The sequence below is a fragment of the Qipengyuania sp. SM2507 genome (genome assembly GCF_053714505.1).
The window spans coordinates 787754-805165 of sequence record NZ_CM132307.1 but is presented as its reverse complement, the minus strand read 5'-3'; the positions used below and the strand labels follow the sequence as shown (position 1 = coordinate 805165).

Here is a 17412-nt window from a genome sequence, read left to right as displayed (position 1 = left end):
ATGTCCCTTCCCGTGCCTTTAGCGGCGACCAGTCCTCTTCGACGGGCGCCGCGTTGCCATGCCGCGGATTCACCGCATAATGAGCAACGAAATCGACGATTGCATCATCGTAGGCGCGGGCCCGGCGGGGCTGACCGCGGCGATCTATCTGGCGCGCTATCACCTTTCGATCCGGCTGTTCGATTGCGGCACAAGCCGCGCCGGCTGGATCCCGACCACACACAATCATGCAGGCTTTCCCGACGGCATCAGCGGACAGGCCTTGCTCGACCGGATGTACGAACAGGCAGCAAAGTATGGCGCCATGCGGGAGCCCAGGCGGGTGACCGAACTGTCGCAGTCCGAGGGCCATTTCACCGTGCGCTGCGACGATGAAACCTTCGAGGCGCGTTCGGTCCTCCTCGCCACCGGCGTGGTCAACCGCCGCCCCGAGGGGATGGCCGACGATTTCCACGACGAGGCACTGGCGGGCGGGCTGATCCGCTACTGTCCGGTATGCGACGGCTACGAGGTCACCGACAGCCGCGTCGCGGTGCTGGGCACCGGCAGTCACGGCACCGCCGAGGCGCAGTTCCTGCGCGGTTACACCGCCGATCTGACTCTGATCTCCCCGCATGGCGACCACGACCTGTCCGACGAATGCAGCGCCAAGCTCGACGAAGCGGGGATCGCCCGCGTCGCCGGCCCCTGCAGCAAATTCGCGCTCGACCAGGGCGGGATCGGCGTCGAGACCGGCGATGGCTGGATGCGCTTCGACAGCATCTACCCGGCGCTGGGGACGGATATCCGGTCGGGGCTGGCGGTCGCGTGCGGCGCGGATGTCACCGAAGAGGGGTGCATCCAGGTCGACGACCATCTCGAGACCAGCGTGCCCGGCCTGTTCGCCGCGGGCGATGTGGTGGTCGGGCTCGACCAGATCAGCCACGCGATGGGCCAGGCAGGCGTCGCCGCCACCGCGATCCGCAATTTCCTCGCCGAGCAGCGTCCCTTGCGCCGCTGACCGGCTTACTCCTCGACGAAGCCCGCGGCGACGATCAGTCGCTCGGAATCCCACTCGGGCACCGCCTCGAGGGTCAGCGGGACCATGACAGTCTTACCATCGGGCTTCTCGATCTCGATGACATCGGTGGCGCCGAAATTCTCGACCGCCTTGACCCGTCCGACGTCTTCACCGGCATCGGTGACCACCGCCAGATCGAGCAAGTCGGAGAAGTAGAACTCGCCGTCCTCGAGCGCGGGCAGGCTCGCGCGCGGGACGGTGAGCGTGGTGCCGCGCAGCGCCTCGGCGGCGTTGCGGTCGGCGACCTCGGCGAAGCGGGCGACCGCCCCGCCCTTGCCGTCGCTGCGGACCTTGCCGAGCGTCAGCACGCCACCGTTGAAGGCCTTGTGCGGCTTGAGGCTTTCCCAGCCATCGCCGAACAGTTTCAGACGGACTTCGCCCGCCACGCCATGCGCGCCGGTAACGGCTGCAAGGGTGACGGGCTTGTCGGTCATGACGCGGTCAGAGGAGAAGACAGACGGGGGGCTCAGCCCTCCGCCTTGTCCTCGCTCTTGTCTTCGGTAGCGGCGTCGTCGGCCTTGGCTTCCTCGGCGGGAGCTTCCTCGGCCTTGGCCTCCTCGGCAGGTGCTTCGTCAGCCTTGGCTTCCTCGGCGGGAGCCTCTTCAGCCTTGGGTTCCTCGGCGGGAGCCGCTGCGGCTTCGGCCTTGGCTGCCTCTTCGGCTTCCTTGCGCTCGGTTTCCTTGGTCGCACGCTCTTCGGCGCGCTCGGTCGCCTTCTCGCCCGGCTTGGCCTTGTTCGGGTTGTTGCGCGCCGCACGCTCGCGGACGCCGGCGGCGTCGAGGAAGCGGGCGACACGGTCGGACGGCTGCGCACCGACTTCGAGCCAGTGACGCGCACGGTCTTCGTCGATCTTTACGCGGGCGGGATCGTCCTTGGCGAGCAGCGGGTTATAGACGCCGATCTGCTCGAGATATTTGCCGTCGCGCGGCGAACGGTTGTCGGCTGCGACGATGCGATAATAGGGGCGCTTCTTGGCGCCGCCACGGCTGAGACGAAGTGCAATTGCCATTGTATCTTACCTTTCAAAGTCTAAAAAATCGAAATTACTTGTTGTCCAAAAGTTTCCGCAGGTCAGGCGGGAGCGTGTTGGGATCGACGCCGGGGCCCTTCTTGCCGCCCATTCCGGGCAGTCCGCCCGGGCCGGGGCCATCCATGCCGGGGATGCCGCCAGCACCGCCCATTCCGCCCCCGCCGCCGAACAGCGCGCCGAGGCCCTTCAATCCACCCATCTTCTTGATCTGCTTCATGGCGCGGGACATCTCCTGGTGCATCTTGAGCACCTTGTTGATCTCCTGCACCTGCCGTCCACTGCCCGCCGCGACGCGCTTTTTGCGCTTGGCGTTGAGCAATGCGGGGTTCGCGCGTTCCTTGCGCGTCATCGAGCCGATGATCGCATCCATATGGACCAGAACCTTGTCGTCCATTCCGCTGGACGCCATCGCCGCCTTGGCCTTTTTCATGCCCGGCATCATCCCGGCGAGCATGCCCAGCCCGCCCATGTTCTGCATCTGGCGCAACTGCATCCGCAAATCGTCGAGATCGAACTGGCCCTTGGCCATCTTGCGCGCGAGCGCCTCGGCGTCTTCCTGGTTGACCGCCGCGGCGGCCTTCTCGACCAGGCTGACGACATCGCCCATGCCCAGGATCCGGCCCGCGACGCGCTTGGCATCGAAGGCCTCGATCGCGTCGAGCTTCTCGCCGGTACCCGCGAACTTGATCGGTTTGCCGGTGACATAGCGCATCGACAGCGCCGCGCCGCCGCGCGCATCGCCATCCATCCGCGTCAGCACCACGCCGGTCAGCGGCACCTCGTCGGTGAAGTTCTTGGCGACATTGACCGCGTCCTGCCCGGTCAGGCTGTCGACCACCAGCAGCACTTCGGTGGGGGTCGAGACTCCGGCAACCGCCTTCATCTCGGCCATCAGCGCTTCGTCGACATGCAGCCGGCCCGCGGTATCGAGCAGCAGCACATCGGCGGATTGCAGCTTCGCGCTCTCCATCGCGCGGCGCGCGATATCGACCGGCTGCTGGCCCTCGATGATCGGCAGCGTCGCAACCGAGACCTGCTGGCCGAGCACCGCGAGCTGCTCTTGCGCCGCCGGACGGTTGACGTCGAGCGAGGCCATCAGCGCCTTCTTGCCGTGCTTCTCCTTGAGCAGCTTGGCAATCTTGGCGGTGGAAGTGGTCTTGCCCGACCCCTGCAGGCCGACCATCATGATCACCACCGGCGGCTTGGCGTCTAGGTTGAGCGTCGCGGGTTCGTCGCCGCCGAGCATCTCGACCAGCTCGTCATTGACGATCTTGACGACCTGCTGCCCCGGGGTGACCGAGCGCAGCACGTCCTGGCCGATCGCCTTTTCGGTGATCGCATCGATGAAGCGGCGGACCACGGGCAGCGCGACGTCGGCCTCGAGCAGCGCGATCCGCACCTCGCGCATCGCGTCGCGGACATCCTGTTCGGACAGCGCGCCACGGCCCTTGAGCCGGTCGAAGACGGAGCCGAGCCGATCTGACAGATTGTCGAACATGCTGCACCAACTCCTCTTCGAGCGCGGCCGGGCGCGATGCCCCGACCATAAGCGAAAAACGCCGGCGGACGAAACCTCGTCGGCCAGCGTGCGGACCTCGTAAGGGAGAGCCGACTTTTTCTGTCTTCGCCATCTCGCCGGGGTTCGAACCGTCTGGCCGGAACCCGGTGGGATGGGAAATGGTGGAGCCTAGCGGGATCGAACCGCTGACCTCAACACTGCCAGTGTTGCGCTCTCCCAGCTGAGCTAAGGCCCCATACATTTCGAGGACGTTGCACCCTTGCGGATGCACTGTCCTTGCGGGAAGCGCCCTTTATGCAGGGCGCCTCCCATTTGCAACCGCTAAATCAACTCTCTTCGGCGTCCTCGTCGCCCTTGCCCTTGGACACGCCGAGATCGTCGTCGCCGCCGAGGTCGACTTCATTGTCGGGCGAATCATTGTCCTCGTCGATGTCTTCCAGATCGTCATCGGCCAGATCGCTGTCGGCTTCGCCTTCCTTCTCCTTCTTCTCTTCCTCGAAGGGGATCGGCTGCTTGGACTTGAGAACCGGCTCGGGATTCCATTCCTCGCCGCATTCGATGCAGGTCGCGGGTTCGTCCTTGCCCAGATCGTAGAAGCGGGTGCCGCATTTCGGGCAGGTCCGCTTGGTGCCCCATTCCGGTTTGACCATGTGTAATCCTTGGCTGGGCCCCACCGATGGCGGCGGGACTGAATGATTTGCTACTTACAGGATGGGATCGCGCTGGCCCAGAATCAAGCGTAGAGCAAGCGCGCGATCGACTGCGCGCGCGCCTTGCCAGATGGCGATGCCACTGTCAAAGACCGGCGCTCGACCGCCCTCCTCAGCGCTTCGCAAGCCCGACTAGCGTTAGCGCCCCTCCAGACCCAGCGAAAGCCGCGCGTGTCCGCCCATCGCTTCTCCCCCCCCCATCGCTTTTTCCCACAGGGCCCGCTCACCGGCCGCATCCGCGTTCCCGGCGACAAGTCGATCAGCCACCGAGCGCTGATGTTCGCCAGCCTGGCGCTCGGCGAGACGGTTATCGAAGGGCTGCTCGAGGGCGAGGATGTCCATGCCACCGCGCGCGCGATGGAACAGATGGGCGCGCGGATCGAGAAGGACGAAACGGGCCGCTGGCGAGTCCACGGGGTCGGCGTCGGCGGATTGCTCGAACCCGATGCCCCGCTCGAGATGGGCAACAGCGGCACCTCGACCCGGCTGCTGATGGGGTTGCTCGCCAGCCACGGCTTTGCCGCCAGCTTCACCGGCGATGCGAGCCTCTCGGCGCGACCGATGGCGCGGGTGATCGCGCCGCTGTCGCAAATGGGCGCCGGCTTCACCTCGCGCGTCGGCAACCGGCTCCCCATCCTTATGGAGGGCGCGCATCCGGCGGTGCCGATAACCTACCGCCTCCCCGTCGCCAGCGCGCAGGTGAAAAGCGCGGTGCTGCTCGCCGCGCTCAACACGCCGGGGATCACAACCGTAATCGAACCCGTCCCCACACGCGACCACACCGAGCGGATGCTCAGCGCCTTCGGGGTCGAGGTTACCATCGGCGAGGATGGCGACGGCGCGCGAACCATCGCGATCCACGGCCCCTGCGACATGACCCCCTGCGCGCTCACCGTTCCGGGCGACCCCTCTTCCGCCGCCTTCTTCGCGGTCGCCGCGCTGCTGGTGCCCGGCAGCGATCTGGTGATCGAGAATGTCGGGCTCAACCCGACCCGCGACGGGATCTTCCGCCTGCTGCGCGCGATGGGCGGATCGATCGAAGAGCTGGACCGGCGCGAGATCGGCGGCGAACCGGTGGCCGATCTGCGCGTGCGCCATTCGGCGCTCAAGGGCGTGGAAGTCGATTCCGCCATCGCGCCAAGCATGATCGATGAATTCCCCGTCCTGTTCGTCGCCGCCGCGCTGGCCGAGGGACGTACCGTGACCTCCGGACTCGACGAATTGCGCGTCAAGGAAAGCGACCGGCTCGCGACCATGGCCGCCGCGCTCACCGCGGTGGGCGCTCAGGTCGAGGAACGTGCGGACGGGCTCGTCATCGAAGGTTCGGCGGGCGCGCCCCTGGCGGGCGGCGGGCCTGTCGCGACAAGGCTCGATCACCGCATCGCGATGAGTATGGCGGTGGCGGGGCTTGCCAGCATCGGCGGCATCGCGATCGACGATGCCGCACCGATCGCGACCAGCTTTCCCACCTTTCTCGACCTGCTGGCGGAGGCCACCCGATGATCGCCCCCTCGATCGCCGCGATGATCCACCCCGACGTCGCCACCTTCGTCGGCTTCCTCGGTATGGCCTGCATCATCGCGGCCTATGCCTATCTGACCTGGAAATCCGATCCCAACCCCTTCCTGCTCCACGGGACCAATCTGGCGGGCGCCGCGCTGCTGACCGTGTCGCTGGTGGTGCACACCAATTGGCCCAGCCTGGTGCTCGAAGGATTCTGGGCAGCGATCGCGCTGTGGGGCTTGGCAAAAGCGCTGCGCGACCGCAGGAGTAAGACATGATTATCGCCGTCGACGGCCCCACTGCCAGCGGCAAGGGCACCATCGCAAAGGCACTTTCGGCGCATTTCGGGGTGCCGCATCTGGACACCGGACTGCTCTACCGCGCGGTCGGGCGGCAGGTGCTGCTCGCGGGCGGCGATCCCGACAATGCCCACGACGCGCTGGCCGCCTGCCGCTTCGAGGACAGCCTGCTCGACGATCCGGTGCTGCGCGACGAGGAGACCGGCGGGCTCGCCAGCAGGGTCTCGGTACACCCCCCGGTGCGCGAGGCGCTGTTCGAGCGCCAGCGGGCCTTCGCCACGCAGGTGGGCGGCGCGGTGCTCGACGGGCGCGACATCGGCACGGTGATCGCCCCCGAAGCCGAGGCCAAGCTGTTCATCACCGCCAGCGTCGAGGCGCGCGCGCACCGCCGCTTCCTCGAAATGCGCGAACGCGGGGTCAAGGTCGCGCTGCTCGAGATCCAAGACGATCTGCGCCGCCGCGACGAGCGCGACCGCAACCGCGCGGTCGCGCCGCTGCGCCCCGCGGACGACGCGATGGTGATCGACACCAGCGCGCTCGACCGCGACGAGGCCATCGCCGCGGCGATCGAATCTGTCACCTTGGCAGCGGGCGGCGCGGACCGCTGAAATGGGCCGGAGTTGGATTGCCTCTGCGGCAATCCAACAAGCAGCGGCAAGTCGTGTCACCGTGCCCGTGTCAACTGTGTCAACACCCCCTGCCGCTGACCGCATTTCGCTTGCCTCCAGCACCCCGTTCCGCTAAGCGCGCCCCCGTTCGACGGGCAGAAAAGGTCCGCGGCAGGTCAAGCGACAGGACCGTAATTGCGTAAGGGTGCCATGCGCCCCGCACCTCGCTTTTCCGCCGCCTTCCCACCCCGCTCCCGAGAACTTGCGCGACGGCACCCGGCCCCGCGCAAACAACGGCCTCTTGGCCCACCAAGGCAATTAAGTCGTGGTGGAGAAAAGACCCCGGTAGAACCGGCGGCCGGAAATTCGAGTGAACAGGACTACCACACGCATGGCAACTGCGCCCAATCCCACCCGCGACGATTTCGCGAAAATGCTCGACGAGCAACTCGGCTCTGCCGATGACGGCGGCTTCGAAGGCCGCGTCGTCAAGGGTACCGTCACCGCCATCGACAACGGCATGGCGACCATCGATGTCGGCCTCAAGAGCGAAGGCCGCGTCGAACTCAAGGAATTCATGCGCGGCAGCGAAGAGCACGGCCTGACCGTCGGCTCGGAAGTCGAAGTCTATGTCGACCGCGTCGAGAACGCCGACGGCGAAGCGATGCTCAGCCGCGACCGCGCCCGCCGCGAAGCCGCCTGGGACAAGCTGGAAAGCGAGTTCGGCGAGGGCAAGCGCGTCGAGGGCCGCATCTTCGGCCGCGTCAAGGGTGGTTTCACCGTCGATCTCGACGGCGCCGTGGCCTTCCTTCCCGGCAGCCAGGTCGATATCCGCCCGGTTCGCGACATCACTCCACTGATGGAAATGCCGCAGCCCTTCCAGATCCTCAAGATGGACCGTCGCCGCGGCAATATCGTCGTCTCGCGTCGCGCCGTGCTCGAGGAAACCCGCGCCGAACAGCGCAGCGAACTGATCAATGATCTCGCCGAGGGCCAGGTCATCGACGGCGTCGTCAAGAACATCACCGATTACGGTGCCTTCGTCGATCTCGGCGGCATCGACGGCCTGCTCCATGTCACCGACATGAGCTACAAGCGCGTTAACCACCCCAGCGAGATGATCGAGATCGGCCAGACCGTGACCGTGCAGATCGTCCGCATCAACGAGGAAACCCAGCGCATCAGCCTCGGCATGAAGCAGCTGGAAAGCGATCCCTGGGATGGCGTCGGCGCCAAGTACCCGATCGGCATGAAGCTCACCGGCACGGTGACCAACATTACCGAATACGGCGCCTTCGTCGAGATCGAAGCCGGCATCGAAGGCTTGGTCCACGTTTCGGAAATGAGCTGGACCAAGAAGAACGTCCACCCCGGCAAGATCGTCAGCACTTCGCAGGAAGTCGATGTCGTGGTGCTTGAGGTCGACAGCGAAAAGCGGCGCATCTCGCTCGGCCTCAAGCAGGCCCAGGGCAACCCGTGGGACGATTTCGCCGAGAAGTATCCGGTCGGCAGCAAGGTCGAGGGCGAAGTCAAGAACGCCACCGAATTTGGCCTGTTCATCGGCCTGCCCGGCGACGTCGATGGCATGGTCCACATGTCCGACATCGCCTGGGGGATCTCGGGCGAGGACGCGCTGGCGCTGCACCGCAAGGGTGAAGAAGTCGAGGCGATCGTGCTCGATGTCGATGTCGACAAGGAGCGCATCAGCCTGGGCATGAAGCAGCTCGAAAAGGGTGCTCCCAGCGAAGGCGCTGCCACCGGCTCGCTGCGCAAGAACGAGACGGTCACCGTCAGTGTTCTCGAAGTGCGCGACGGCGGGCTCGAAGTGCAGGTCGGCGAAGACGGCGCGACCGGCTTCATCAAGCGTTCGGACCTTGGCCGCGACCGCGACGAGCAGCGTCCCGATCGTTTCCAGGCCGGTCAGAAGATCGATGCGCTGGTCACCGGCTTCGACCGTACGAAAAAGCCGACCTTCTCGATCAAGGCGCGTCAGATCGCCGACGAGAAGGAAGCCGTGGCGCAGTTCGGTTCGTCCGACTCGGGCGCCTCGCTCGGCGACATTCTCGGCGCCGCGCTGAAGAAGTCCGACGACTCGTAAGTTCGCGAGCACCCTGAGCCGCTCCGGCTGAGGGAACCCGCAAATACAAAACGGCAAGGCCCGCCCTCCCCATCCGGGAAGGCGGGCCTTTCCTTTTGGGCATGGGTGCGTAGACTCGGGCCCATGCTCCAGATTCATCAGTTTCCCTGCCTGACCGACAATTACGGTTTCCTGCTCCACGATCCCGACAGCGGCGAGACCGCGGCGATCGACACCCCCGACGGCGCGGAATACCTTCGCCAGGCCGAGACCAAGGGGTGGCGGATCACGCAGATCTGGAACACCCACTGGCATCCCGATCATGCGGGCGGAAATTCGGTCATCGTCGAGGCGAGCGACGCGACGGTGGTGGCACCGCAGGAGGTCGAACGGCTGTCGCCGATCGACCGGCAGGTGAGCGATGGAGACACGGTGACGCTGGGCAAACACGAGGCGCGGGTCATCGACGTCTCGGGCCACACCAATGGCCACATAGCCTACCATCTGCTCGCCGACGGCATTGCCTTTGTCGGCGACAGCGTCTTCGCGCTGGGCTGCGGGCGGATGTTCGAAGGCGAGCCTCAGCAATTCTGGGACAGCCTCCAGCGGATCAAGGCGCTGCCCGCTGACACGGTGCTCTATTGTGCGCATGAATACACGCAGGCCAATGCAACGTTCGCGCTCCACGCCGATCCCGGCAATGATGCCTTGCAGGCCTATGCGAGCGAAATCGACGAGAAGCGCAAGCGAGGCGAGCCGACCGTGCCGACCCGGCTATCGCGAGAGCTTGCGACCAACCCCTTCCTGCGCGCCGACGAACCGGCGCTGCGCGAAAAATGGGGCGGTGAAACGCCTGCGGAAACCTTCGCCGCGCTGCGCGAGGGCAAGGACAATTTCTAGCCCGGGCGGGCCGGTGGGAGTGGTGTCTTGAAGGCGCTTCAGGTGACTGCGCTCAGCCCCGACCTTTCGGGCATGGCGCTGGCCGACATCCCTCAGCCCGACCGGGCCGAGGGCGAGGTTCTGGTGAAGGTCCGCGCAGCTTCACTCAACTATCCCGACCTGCTGATGACCCGCGGCGACTACCAGTTCAAACCGCCGCTGCCCTTCGTCTCGGGGCTGGAGATGGCGGGCGAGGTGGTCGAGGCCGATGACGCGAGCGGCTTCGCACCCGGCGATCTTGTCATGGGTGGCGCCAAGACCGGCGCGATGGCGGAGTTCGTCTCCCTGCCCGCCGGTTCGCTGCGCCTGATCCCGAAGGGCCTGTCCTGCGCCCAGGCCGCGGCGATGGGCGCAGCCTATCACACCGCCTATGTCGCGCTGGTCGAGCTGGGACAGCTAGAGCAAGGCCAAACGGTGCTGGTCCATGGTGCCAGTGGCGGGGTCGGGCTGGCGGCCTGCGACCTGGCCCGGGCGCTCGGCGCAAAGGTCATCGCTGCCACCCATCGCCCAGACAAACGCGAGGCGCTGACTGCGATAAGCATGCCCGAAGCCACCATTCTCAACACCGGCAGGTTCCGCGAGGAAGTATCCGGGCTGACCGACGGGCGGCTCTGCGACCTCGTCTTCGATCCGGTCGGCGGCGATGTCTTCGACGAAAGCACCCGCTGCGTCGCTTTCGGCGGCAAGCTTCTGGTGGTCGGCTTTGTCGCCGGTCGGATTCCTGAGATCGCGGTCAATATCCCGCTAATCAAGGGGTTCTCGGTGGTGGGAGTTCGCGCCGGAGAATATGCCCGCCGCTTCCCCGAGCGCGGGGTACGGATCGCAGCAGTTATCGATAGATTGGCCAGCGAGGGCGCGATCACGCCGCATATCGACCGGGTCCTGCCGCTCGCCGCCTGGCGGGAAGCCTTTCAGGCGATGGCGAGCGGAGAGATCGTCGGCAAGATCGTGCTCGAGCCGTAAGGCTTAGAGCCCCGAGATAATCTCGTTGGCCAGCTCGCGATCCTTCGCGGCATCGTGCTTTTCCGCAATCAGCGTGCGGCTCGCGGCGGTGGCTGCCCGCGCGGCACGGTTGCGCACGTCCTCGATTGCCTCGCGCTCGGCGGCGGCGATCTTGTCTTCGGCCATCCGCTGGCGGCGCACGACCATATCCGCGCTGTCTTCCTCGGCGCGCTGCATGACCGCATCGGCCTCGGTGCGCGCATTGGCCAGCATCGCTTCGGCGTCTTTCTGCGCATCGGCGATCTTGGCGGCGTATTCGTCGCGCAGCGCCTCGGCCTCGGCACGCAGCTTCTTGGCTTCATCGAGCTGGTCGCGGATCGCCGCGATCCGGCTGTCGAGCCCGCCGCCGATGGTCTTGTGGACCTTGGCGCCGAAGAAGGCGATCAGCAGCAGCACCAGCATGGCGATCGACACCCACTGATAGGGCGCGAGGCCCAGCAGCATGGGTTCGACGTGCTTGGCGGCTCCGGCATCGACCTCGGTATAGGCCTCGCCGGGTTTGGTGGTGAAAACTTCCGGGGCATTAGCCATGAGCGAGCGATTCCTTCACGGCCTGGGTCGCAACTGGCCGGCTGACCTCGACCCCGGCAATCCTCCGGACGATGTCCTGCGCCGCATCTGCGGCAACCGCCTCGACCTCGGTCATGGCTTGGGTCCGTGCGGAGTCGATGCGCTGCTCGGCTTCGGCCAGCCTGACGTCGAGCCGCTCCTGCGCCTCGGCGAGCTTCAGTCCGGATTGGGTCGCCGCATCGGCCTTGGCCTTGGCGATGAGCTCGTGAGCCGCAGCGCGGTTGGCATTTTCCCGCTCGCGCCAGGCCGCTTCCTCCGCATCGGCGCGGTCGCGCGCGCTCTGTGCGGCAGCCAGATCGTCGGAGATCTGCTTGTCGCGCAGGGACACGGTTTCCATCACTCGCGGCACCATGCCACGGCCGACGACGAAGAAGGTAAAGCCGAAGAACACCAGCAACCAGAACAGCTGGCTGGAGAAGGTTTCGGCAAGTTGGGCAATCTGGGGCATGAGGCGGGCTCTTGCAGCGGAGGCGGGCCGGAGAGCTTCCCCGGCCCGCGCCCGATTGTTCGTGTCTTAGGCGACGAAGATCAGGATCATCGCGACGACGAAGGCCAGCAGGCCGAGAAGCTCGGCTGCGGCGAAGCCGATGAACAGGCGACCCTGCTGGCCGTCGGCGGCACCCGGATTGCGCAGCGCGCCTTCGAGGTACTTGGCAAACACATTGCCCACACCGAGCGAAGCGAGACCCGCGCCGATAGCGGCGAGGCCGGCTCCGAGCATTTTGGCTGCTTCCATATCCATGAGATGTTCCTTTCGTTGAATTCTTCGAGTGATAATTGAGGGCTTAGTGAAGGTTCTCGGCGTCGTTGATGTACAGGGCAGTCAACAGCGCGAAGACATAAGCCTGGATGCCGGCGACGAGCAGTTCGAGCGCGCAGATGCCGACCATCAGGATGAAACTGGGAACACCGACCAGCAGGCCGAAACCGAAGCCAGCGTTGCCGCCGCCGATCACGAAGCTGGACAGCACTTCGAGCAGAAGGTGTCCCGCCATCATCGCGACGAACAGCCGCAGCGCGAGGCTGAAGGGCCGCACCATGAAGGAGATGAACTCGATCGGAGCAATGAACGGGACCATCGGCAGCGGCGTGCCATGCGGCACGAACAGGCCGAAGAACTTGAGGCCATGCTTCCAGAAGCCGACGCCCAGAACAATCGAAAAGGAGATGACCGCCAGGATTCCGGTGACGGTAAAATGGCTGGTAAAAGTGAAGGGGTGCACGCCCACTACGCCAAGCGGCATAAGGCCAAGCAGGTTGGCGAAGAGGATGAACATGAAGAGGCTGAAGACGTAAGGCACATATTTGCGCCCGCCCTTGCCGATGTTCGCTTCAAGCATGTCGTCGATGAATCCGGTCAGGCTTTCGACCATCATCTGCCAGCGCCCGGGCACGAGCTCGCGCTTCATGCCCAGAGCCACGAACGCGAAAAGCACGACCGTGGTTATGAGCATCCACAGCGCGCTGTTGGTGAAGGCGATGTTGTAGCCTGCGACTTCCCAGCCCGCCGTGCCGCCAAGCGGCTCGATCGTGAACTGGCGCATCGGATCGACCTTGGCTTCTTCTGCCACTTGAAGAAAAATCCCTAACCCTGTGGTCCCGAATTCGGTGTGTTCCCGTTACGGGTTCACTCGTCCGAACTCCGGTTTGCGGAACGGATGACGTTTCTGAAGGCCACGACTATCCCGAGGAACAGTCCGGTCAACAGACCCCATGGCAGGGTACCCGCAAGCCAGTCGAACAACCAGCCGAGCACCAGGCCACCAAGAATCCCGCCGAGCAAATCGGCTAGAACGCGGTTGCCGCTGCGGTAATTCGCATCGGCACCCGATGTCCGCGGCTTGTTGCGCTGTTCTTCCCGCTCGCGTGCGGCCTTGAGCCGCGCCTCGAGCGCGTCGATCCGCGCATCTTCGCCGATGGGTTCTCCTGCGGGCTTCTCGTCGCTCATGCCAGCCTCCGTTTCATGGGAATGCACAGCACGGGCCAGAGCCGCCCGCCGAGGGCGTCGACCCCTTAGGCGGGGGTCGGAAACGAGTCAACACGCGGGGTCCTCACTAGCCGCGGCAGTCGCCCAGAAATTTGCGCTATGTTGCTGCTGTGTTGCTTAGGGGCAGCGGGGATCGCGCAGCGGCGCGCCGGTGCCGCGGGTCTGCCAGCTGCCATCGGGAGCCTGGTATTTTTCCCCCGGCGCGGTCTTGAGGATCGCCTGGCATCCGGCGGCGAAGGCGTATTCCTCGAGCGTGGCATTGGCTGCCTGCGCCTTGTCCGAATAGACCGCCCGCCGCTTGATGTTGATGCTGTTGACGATCCGGCGCAGGGCCTCGGTCTCCGCTACGACGATGCCGAGATAGCCGTCCATCTTCTCGCCAACCTCTCCGGCTGAGCGGGCGTTGTCGTAGGCCGGGTCGCGCTGCGCGAAGGCCGGCGCCGCAATTCCGCCAACGGCCAGCGCCGCTGCAGCAAGCCCGAGAGCCGTTTTGGTCAATCTGTTCATCATGTTACCCCTTGGGCGGCATCAGAAGATATCCGCGTTTTCCTCGATCGTATTGCCCGCATCCGCAGCCAGCCGGTAGATCACTTCCTGGCGGATGTTCACGTTGAGCTCGATCACGATCGCTTCCTCGGGCGCGTTCACCGTGATGCACCCTGCCAGCGCGAGCGAAGCCAGGATCAGCAGCGCCACCCTGTTCCTGCCCGCCTTCCGGCCACGCTCGTTCCCGATCCCCTGCATGGTGCCGGGTGTCGCAAGCCGCGCGCGGCCCGTCAATTGCTGCCCTGTCATAGCGGTCACTCGCTTTCCTGCTCCTGAATAATTGGGTCGGCTGGATCGATCGCGTCGGCTGGATCGATTGCAAAGGGATCGTCCGGGTCGATTTCGGGTCCGACCTCTTCGCCGGTTATCTCGCGTCGCAGCAGTCTCGTCCCGTCGTCCGACACCAGGCCAAGGCCGCGCGGATCGCGGACCGCCGCGGGGTCGTAGAGCGATTTCATCGAATTGATCAGCTGGTAGAATTGCGCGCGGATGTTGATCCGGAACTGCAGCGGCAGGCTCGCCAGCCGTCTGGTGACGAAATTGCTGCTGGTGCCCTCGCCCTGGCTGATCCCGTCGAACCGCACCCTGGTGACGATCTCGCCAGTCAGCGGACCTTCCATCAGCAGCCGCATCTGCGAATAGTCGAGGCTGCGCAGCGCATCGAAGGCGAAATTGGCCATCGGCGAAAGGTCCTCATAAGTCAGCTCGCCGACATAGGAGATATTGCCGCCTGGGAGGCGGGAGATCAGCACCCCGTCGTCGATCCGGCCGTTGCCGGAGGCATCGAAGACGATCGGGATCGTCCCGTCGAAAATTCCGGTCGCGGCGAGATTGCCGATATCCATCCGCTCCACGAAGACACCCGCATCGAGGCCGACCATCTCAAAAACATAGCGACGCTCTTCCTTGATGCCGAAATCGAGATCGACCTCGCGCAGGATCAGCTCGCCCCCCATGAACGGCCAGCTTCCTCCTTCGACCGACAGCATGGTCCAGTCGCGCAGCTGGAATTCCAGCGTGCCGCCCGTGACTTCGACGCCGGGATTGACCGAACCGATGCTCAACCGCTGGCTGGGAGCGGTCGTCAGGCTTAGCAAGTCGGTGAACGCGATCGTGCCGCTGGCCCCGCGCACCGGGCCGAAGGCGGCGGCAAAATCGAAATCCTCGGTGGTCAATGTTCCCGAACTGGTGACGCCGGCCTCGCCCCAAGCGACCCGCCCGGTCCCGGCGATGAGGCCATCGGCATTGGCGATCACGCCCAGCGCCAAGCGCGACAGATCGTCGGGCTGGAGCTCTCCATCGAATTCCAGTCCCGCCACGACCAGATCGGCCTCGCCCCGGCCAGTCGAAAGATCGTGGCGGATATCGGCGGCGGTAACCACACGGTCGCTGGCAGGATGGCGCAATTCGGCGAAGGCGGTGATGATGTTGTCGGCCAGCGACAAACGCGCATCGCGCGCTTCGAGCGGCTCGAACCGGTCGGGCTCTTCGCGGTCGAGCAGATTCAGGCTGCCCCCGGTCAAATCCAGCCGGCCCTCGGCATAGCGCCACTCGCCGCTGGCCTTGCGAATATCGAGCGGGACCGCGTCGAGCGTGACGTCGGCATCGGCAAAACTGCCGGTGATCGCTGTGCCAAATTCGGCGTCGAGATCGTCGATCGCAAAATGAGCGGCGGTCTCAGCCGGGCCAAGCAAGACATCGATCTGGCGCGCGGTCATCACGCCGGGATAGGCGAAGCCGACAGCGCCGGTCGCCAGCCGGATCGGGGTGCCTCCGAGCATGCCTGCCAAGGCAAGGCGCGGCGCACCCGCGGCGATTCGCAGGCCTTGCGGTCCGTTCTCGACGATCGCGCGCCCCGGCGGCGGGCACAGGGTCAGCGAATGGCGATCCAGTCTGAGATCGGCGAACTGCAACTGCGCGAAGCGGATATCGGTGCATTCGCGCCACAGCGCGAGCGTCCCACCGGACGCCCAGCGCCCCGAAAGCGGCAATTGCAGCTCGCGCGCCGATCCGCCGGGCAATGCGCCGCTCACCACCGCCTCGCCCGAAAAAACGAAAGCCCCCTCGGCGCCCTGCGCCAGCGCGAGCCGTGGGATGGCGATGGCCGACCCACCCGCCTCGTAACGCGCCATCGCCATGCGGAACACCAGATCGCCCCCGGCGTCGCTTTCCATTCGGCCGATCACGCCGGGCAGACCCGAACCGCTCATGGCAAAATTGCCCGAGAATCGTGCGGGACCCTCTCCTGTCCGGCTGGCTTCGACTTGCGAAAGCGAGATCAGCCGCCTGCCACTGCCGCCACGCAGTTGGGCTTGCGACATGAAGAGCGCCAGGCCCTTGCCACGCTTGTTCACCGCCATGTCCGCAGTGAAGGCGCTGCCGCGTGCCTCGCTGCGCAAAGCCGCGGCGATCCGGCGGGCGATCGGCTCGACCAGCGTGTCTGCCCCGGTCTCGGCCAATCCGGTGAGTGCTGCTTCGGTCTGACGACCAGGCCGCAGGCCATTGGCCTCGACATCGCCGCGCCATGTCGCGTTTTCGAAGCCCGAATCCGCGCGCGCCGTTCCATCCAGCGTCAGCAGTGCACCGGACAATTGCGGCGTGCTGATGCCGCGCAGCGCCAAACTGTGGTTCGCGGCGAATATGCTGTCGCGCCAGCTCGCGCGTATGGTCCCGTCGAGGCCGTTCGCCGTGATTGCTTCGGCAGCGATCCGGTTCGACCGGACCGATGCGCGACCACTGAAATCCTTCAGATCGGGACTGGCCTTTGCCCGGACGCGCGCCGCAAGTTGCGCCAGCGTGACCCCGCTACAATCGACCGAGCCCAGCCGCACCGGACCGGCAAAACTGGGTTCGCCTGCGCTGGTCGTCAGCCTGCCATAGATGCTCGCTCCACGCAGCGCGCAGTCGGGGAGATCGAGCGCAGGCGCGGTAGCGGCGAATATGCCCGCAAACCCATCGTCGATCCTGCCCTCGCCTTCCAGCTTGACGCCGATCGGACCATAGGCGGTTTCGAGCAGCCCGCGCCCGTCGCGCACCGCGACATTCAGCTCGGGCAGCCCCGGCTCCCCATCGGTCTCGGCAAAAATCAGCGGATCGAGCGTTCCGAAGCTGAGTGCGCCGCCCCGCAGCACGCCGAACAGGCGCGGCTTGACGAGAATCACGCGCTCGATGGTCGGGGTGCCGAAGCGATGGCGTAGGCGCAATTCCACGCGCTCGGCGGTGAAGTCGGGCCGGGCCGGATCGCCCAGCACGACATTGGTCAGGATCTGGCTCTGCGTGCCGATCTGGGCGATGTCGTAGCTGGCGGGGATCTCGTAAAGGGCGAGCTGGTCCTCGATGATGTCGCCCGCGATCCGCTCGCGCATCAGCCACGCGCCGAGCACCGCCAGCAGCATCGCCAACACGATGCCGAGCGGCCCCATCCAGCGTTTCTTGCACCAACGCGACCGGTTTTCGCGAGGCTGCTCCCCCTCTGCGGTCACTTGGGTATCGACCCCATCCATTCGCCAGCCCTTGCGCGCATGGCCGGTGAAAGGCAATGCAGCGTCAATCAACGTCGAGC

General features: G+C 65.7%; 19 protein-coding genes and 1 tRNA gene. 7 read left to right on the top strand and 13 right to left on the bottom strand.

All coding sequences use genetic code 11. From position 1 onward, the window contains the following. Window positions 1-79: 79 nt before the first annotated feature. Window positions 80-1000 carry an NAD(P)/FAD-dependent oxidoreductase gene (locus tag ACWIKC_RS03830; protein ID WP_454598803.1) on the top strand — a complete coding sequence of 307 codons (921 nt, stop codon included), beginning with the start codon at window positions 80-82 and terminating at the stop codon, window positions 998-1000. Between the two features lie 5 nt (window positions 1001-1005). Here the strand turns inward: ACWIKC_RS03830 and rimM are convergent, their stop codons facing one another. The 5 genes from rimM to ACWIKC_RS03805 all read right to left on the bottom strand — a co-directional run bounded on the left by rimM (window position 1006) and on the right by ACWIKC_RS03805 (window position 4259). Continuing rightward, window positions 1006-1494 (bottom strand): ribosome maturation factor RimM, encoded by a 489-nt coding sequence (gene rimM, locus ACWIKC_RS03825; RefSeq protein WP_454598802.1) that lies wholly within the window; start codon window positions 1492-1494, stop codon window positions 1006-1008. Window positions 1495-1526: 32 nt separating this feature from the next. Continuing rightward, a complete protein-coding gene (gene rpsP / locus ACWIKC_RS03820) occupies window positions 1527-2069 on the bottom strand; it encodes a 30S ribosomal protein S16 (protein ID WP_454598801.1) in 543 nt (180 codons plus the stop codon). A gap of 34 nt (window positions 2070-2103) precedes the next feature. Next, window positions 2104-3588, bottom strand: coding sequence for a signal recognition particle protein (ffh, locus tag ACWIKC_RS03815; RefSeq protein ID WP_454598800.1), 1485 nt, complete (start codon window positions 3586-3588; stop codon window positions 2104-2106). A 180-nt stretch (window positions 3589-3768) separates the two neighbouring features. After that, window positions 3769-3844 (bottom strand) — tRNA-Ala (locus ACWIKC_RS03810). 91 nt (window positions 3845-3935) lie between these two features. Next, on the bottom strand, window positions 3936-4259 hold the full coding sequence (locus ACWIKC_RS03805) for a TIGR02300 family protein (RefSeq protein WP_454598799.1): 324 nt from the start codon (window positions 4257-4259) through the stop codon (window positions 3936-3938). Between the two features lie 231 nt (window positions 4260-4490). Here ACWIKC_RS03805 and aroA point away from each other — a divergent pair, with 231 nt between their 5' ends. The 6 genes from aroA (at window position 4491) to ACWIKC_RS03775 (ending at window position 10708) form a co-directional block, all read left to right on the top strand. Then, a complete protein-coding gene (gene aroA, locus ACWIKC_RS03800) occupies window positions 4491-5822 on the top strand; it encodes a 3-phosphoshikimate 1-carboxyvinyltransferase (RefSeq protein ID WP_454598798.1) in 1332 nt (443 codons plus the stop codon). Further along, complete coding sequence (locus tag ACWIKC_RS03795) at window positions 5819-6100, top strand: CBU_0592 family membrane protein (RefSeq protein WP_454598797.1); 282 nt, start codon at window positions 5819-5821, stop codon at window positions 6098-6100. Before aroA ends, ACWIKC_RS03795 begins: the two co-directional genes overlap by 4 nt. Next, a complete protein-coding gene (gene cmk, locus ACWIKC_RS03790) occupies window positions 6097-6729 on the top strand; it encodes a (d)CMP kinase (RefSeq protein WP_454598796.1) in 633 nt (210 codons plus the stop codon). The genes ACWIKC_RS03795 and cmk overlap by 4 nt, the downstream gene beginning before the upstream one ends. Window positions 6730-7120: 391 nt before the next feature. Beyond that, window positions 7121-8827, top strand: a complete 1707-nt coding sequence (rpsA, locus tag ACWIKC_RS03785) for a 30S ribosomal protein S1 (protein ID WP_454598795.1) — start codon at window positions 7121-7123, stop codon at window positions 8825-8827. A gap of 123 nt (window positions 8828-8950) precedes the next feature. Next, window positions 8951-9706: a hydroxyacylglutathione hydrolase gene (gene gloB / locus ACWIKC_RS03780; protein WP_454598794.1), complete on the top strand. Its 756-nt coding sequence runs from the start codon at window positions 8951-8953 to the stop codon at window positions 9704-9706. A 27-nt stretch (window positions 9707-9733) separates the two neighbouring features. Further along, window positions 9734-10708, top strand: a complete 975-nt coding sequence (locus ACWIKC_RS03775) for an NADPH:quinone oxidoreductase family protein (RefSeq protein ID WP_454598793.1) — start codon at window positions 9734-9736, stop codon at window positions 10706-10708. A 3-nt stretch (window positions 10709-10711) separates the two neighbouring features. On the opposite strand, the gene ACWIKC_RS03770 is transcribed toward ACWIKC_RS03775, so the two are convergent. From ACWIKC_RS03770 to ACWIKC_RS03735, 8 genes are all read right to left on the bottom strand, one after another. Continuing rightward, window positions 10712-11278: a F0F1 ATP synthase subunit B family protein gene (locus ACWIKC_RS03770; protein WP_454598792.1), complete on the bottom strand. Its 567-nt coding sequence runs from the start codon at window positions 11276-11278 to the stop codon at window positions 10712-10714. Next, window positions 11271-11765 carry a F0F1 ATP synthase subunit B family protein gene (locus ACWIKC_RS03765; protein ID WP_454598791.1) on the bottom strand — a complete coding sequence of 165 codons (495 nt, stop codon included), beginning with the start codon at window positions 11763-11765 and terminating at the stop codon, window positions 11271-11273. Before ACWIKC_RS03765 ends, ACWIKC_RS03770 begins: the two co-directional genes overlap by 8 nt. 66 nt (window positions 11766-11831) lie before the next feature. Beyond that, window positions 11832-12059 (bottom strand): F0F1 ATP synthase subunit C, encoded by a 228-nt coding sequence (locus ACWIKC_RS03760; protein WP_067612715.1) that lies wholly within the window; start codon window positions 12057-12059, stop codon window positions 11832-11834. 43 nt (window positions 12060-12102) lie between these two features. After that, entirely contained in the window at window positions 12103-12888 is a 786-nt protein-coding gene (locus ACWIKC_RS03755) for a F0F1 ATP synthase subunit A (RefSeq protein ID WP_454598790.1), read from the bottom strand. 56 nt (window positions 12889-12944) lie between these two features. After that, complete coding sequence (locus ACWIKC_RS03750) at window positions 12945-13265, bottom strand: AtpZ/AtpI family protein (protein WP_454598789.1); 321 nt, start codon at window positions 13263-13265, stop codon at window positions 12945-12947. Window positions 13266-13421: 156 nt separating this feature from the next. Beyond that, on the bottom strand, window positions 13422-13811 hold the full coding sequence (locus ACWIKC_RS03745) for a YdbL family protein (RefSeq protein ID WP_454598788.1): 390 nt from the start codon (window positions 13809-13811) through the stop codon (window positions 13422-13424). 21 nt (window positions 13812-13832) lie between these two features. Continuing rightward, window positions 13833-14099: a YnbE family lipoprotein gene (locus ACWIKC_RS03740; RefSeq protein WP_454599434.1), complete on the bottom strand. Its 267-nt coding sequence runs from the start codon at window positions 14097-14099 to the stop codon at window positions 13833-13835. A 5-nt stretch (window positions 14100-14104) separates the two neighbouring features. Beyond that, complete coding sequence (locus tag ACWIKC_RS03735) at window positions 14105-17353, bottom strand: intermembrane phospholipid transport protein YdbH family protein (RefSeq protein WP_454598787.1); 3249 nt, start codon at window positions 17351-17353, stop codon at window positions 14105-14107. Window positions 17354-17412: the final 59 nt, after the last annotated feature.

What these genes read in the sequence shown, in the direction of transcription:
- ACWIKC_RS03830 (WP_454598803.1), top strand. Translation starts at nt 80, where the DNA reads ATGAGCAACGAAATCGACGATTGCATCATCGTAGGCGCGGGCCCGGCG.
- rimM (WP_454598802.1), bottom strand. Translation starts at nt 1,494, where the DNA reads ATGACCGACAAGCCCGTCACCCTTGCAGCCGTTACCGGCGCGCATGGC.
- rpsP (WP_454598801.1), bottom strand. Translation starts at nt 2,069, where the DNA reads ATGGCAATTGCACTTCGTCTCAGCCGTGGCGGCGCCAAGAAGCGCCCC.
- ffh (WP_454598800.1), bottom strand. Translation starts at nt 3,588, where the DNA reads ATGTTCGACAATCTGTCAGATCGGCTCGGCTCCGTCTTCGACCGGCTC.
- ACWIKC_RS03805 (WP_454598799.1), bottom strand. Translation starts at nt 4,259, where the DNA reads ATGGTCAAACCGGAATGGGGCACCAAGCGGACCTGCCCGAAATGCGGC.
- ACWIKC_RS03795 (WP_454598797.1), top strand. Translation starts at nt 5,819, where the DNA reads ATGATCGCCCCCTCGATCGCCGCGATGATCCACCCCGACGTCGCCACC.
- cmk (WP_454598796.1), top strand. Translation starts at nt 6,097, where the DNA reads ATGATTATCGCCGTCGACGGCCCCACTGCCAGCGGCAAGGGCACCATC.
- rpsA (WP_454598795.1), top strand. Translation starts at nt 7,121, where the DNA reads ATGGCAACTGCGCCCAATCCCACCCGCGACGATTTCGCGAAAATGCTC.
- gloB (WP_454598794.1), top strand. Translation starts at nt 8,951, where the DNA reads ATGCTCCAGATTCATCAGTTTCCCTGCCTGACCGACAATTACGGTTTC.
- ACWIKC_RS03770 (WP_454598792.1), bottom strand. Translation starts at nt 11,278, where the DNA reads ATGGCTAATGCCCCGGAAGTTTTCACCACCAAACCCGGCGAGGCCTAT.
- ACWIKC_RS03765 (WP_454598791.1), bottom strand. Translation starts at nt 11,765, where the DNA reads ATGCCCCAGATTGCCCAACTTGCCGAAACCTTCTCCAGCCAGCTGTTC.
- ACWIKC_RS03760 (WP_067612715.1), bottom strand. Translation starts at nt 12,059, where the DNA reads ATGGATATGGAAGCAGCCAAAATGCTCGGAGCCGGCCTCGCCGCTATC.
- ACWIKC_RS03750 (WP_454598789.1), bottom strand. Translation starts at nt 13,265, where the DNA reads ATGAGCGACGAGAAGCCCGCAGGAGAACCCATCGGCGAAGATGCGCGG.
- ACWIKC_RS03745 (WP_454598788.1), bottom strand. Translation starts at nt 13,811, where the DNA reads ATGAACAGATTGACCAAAACGGCTCTCGGGCTTGCTGCAGCGGCGCTG.
- ACWIKC_RS03740 (WP_454599434.1), bottom strand. Translation starts at nt 14,099, where the DNA reads ATGACAGGGCAGCAATTGACGGGCCGCGCGCGGCTTGCGACACCCGGC.
- ACWIKC_RS03735 (WP_454598787.1), bottom strand. Translation starts at nt 17,353, where the DNA reads ATGGATGGGGTCGATACCCAAGTGACCGCAGAGGGGGAGCAGCCTCGC.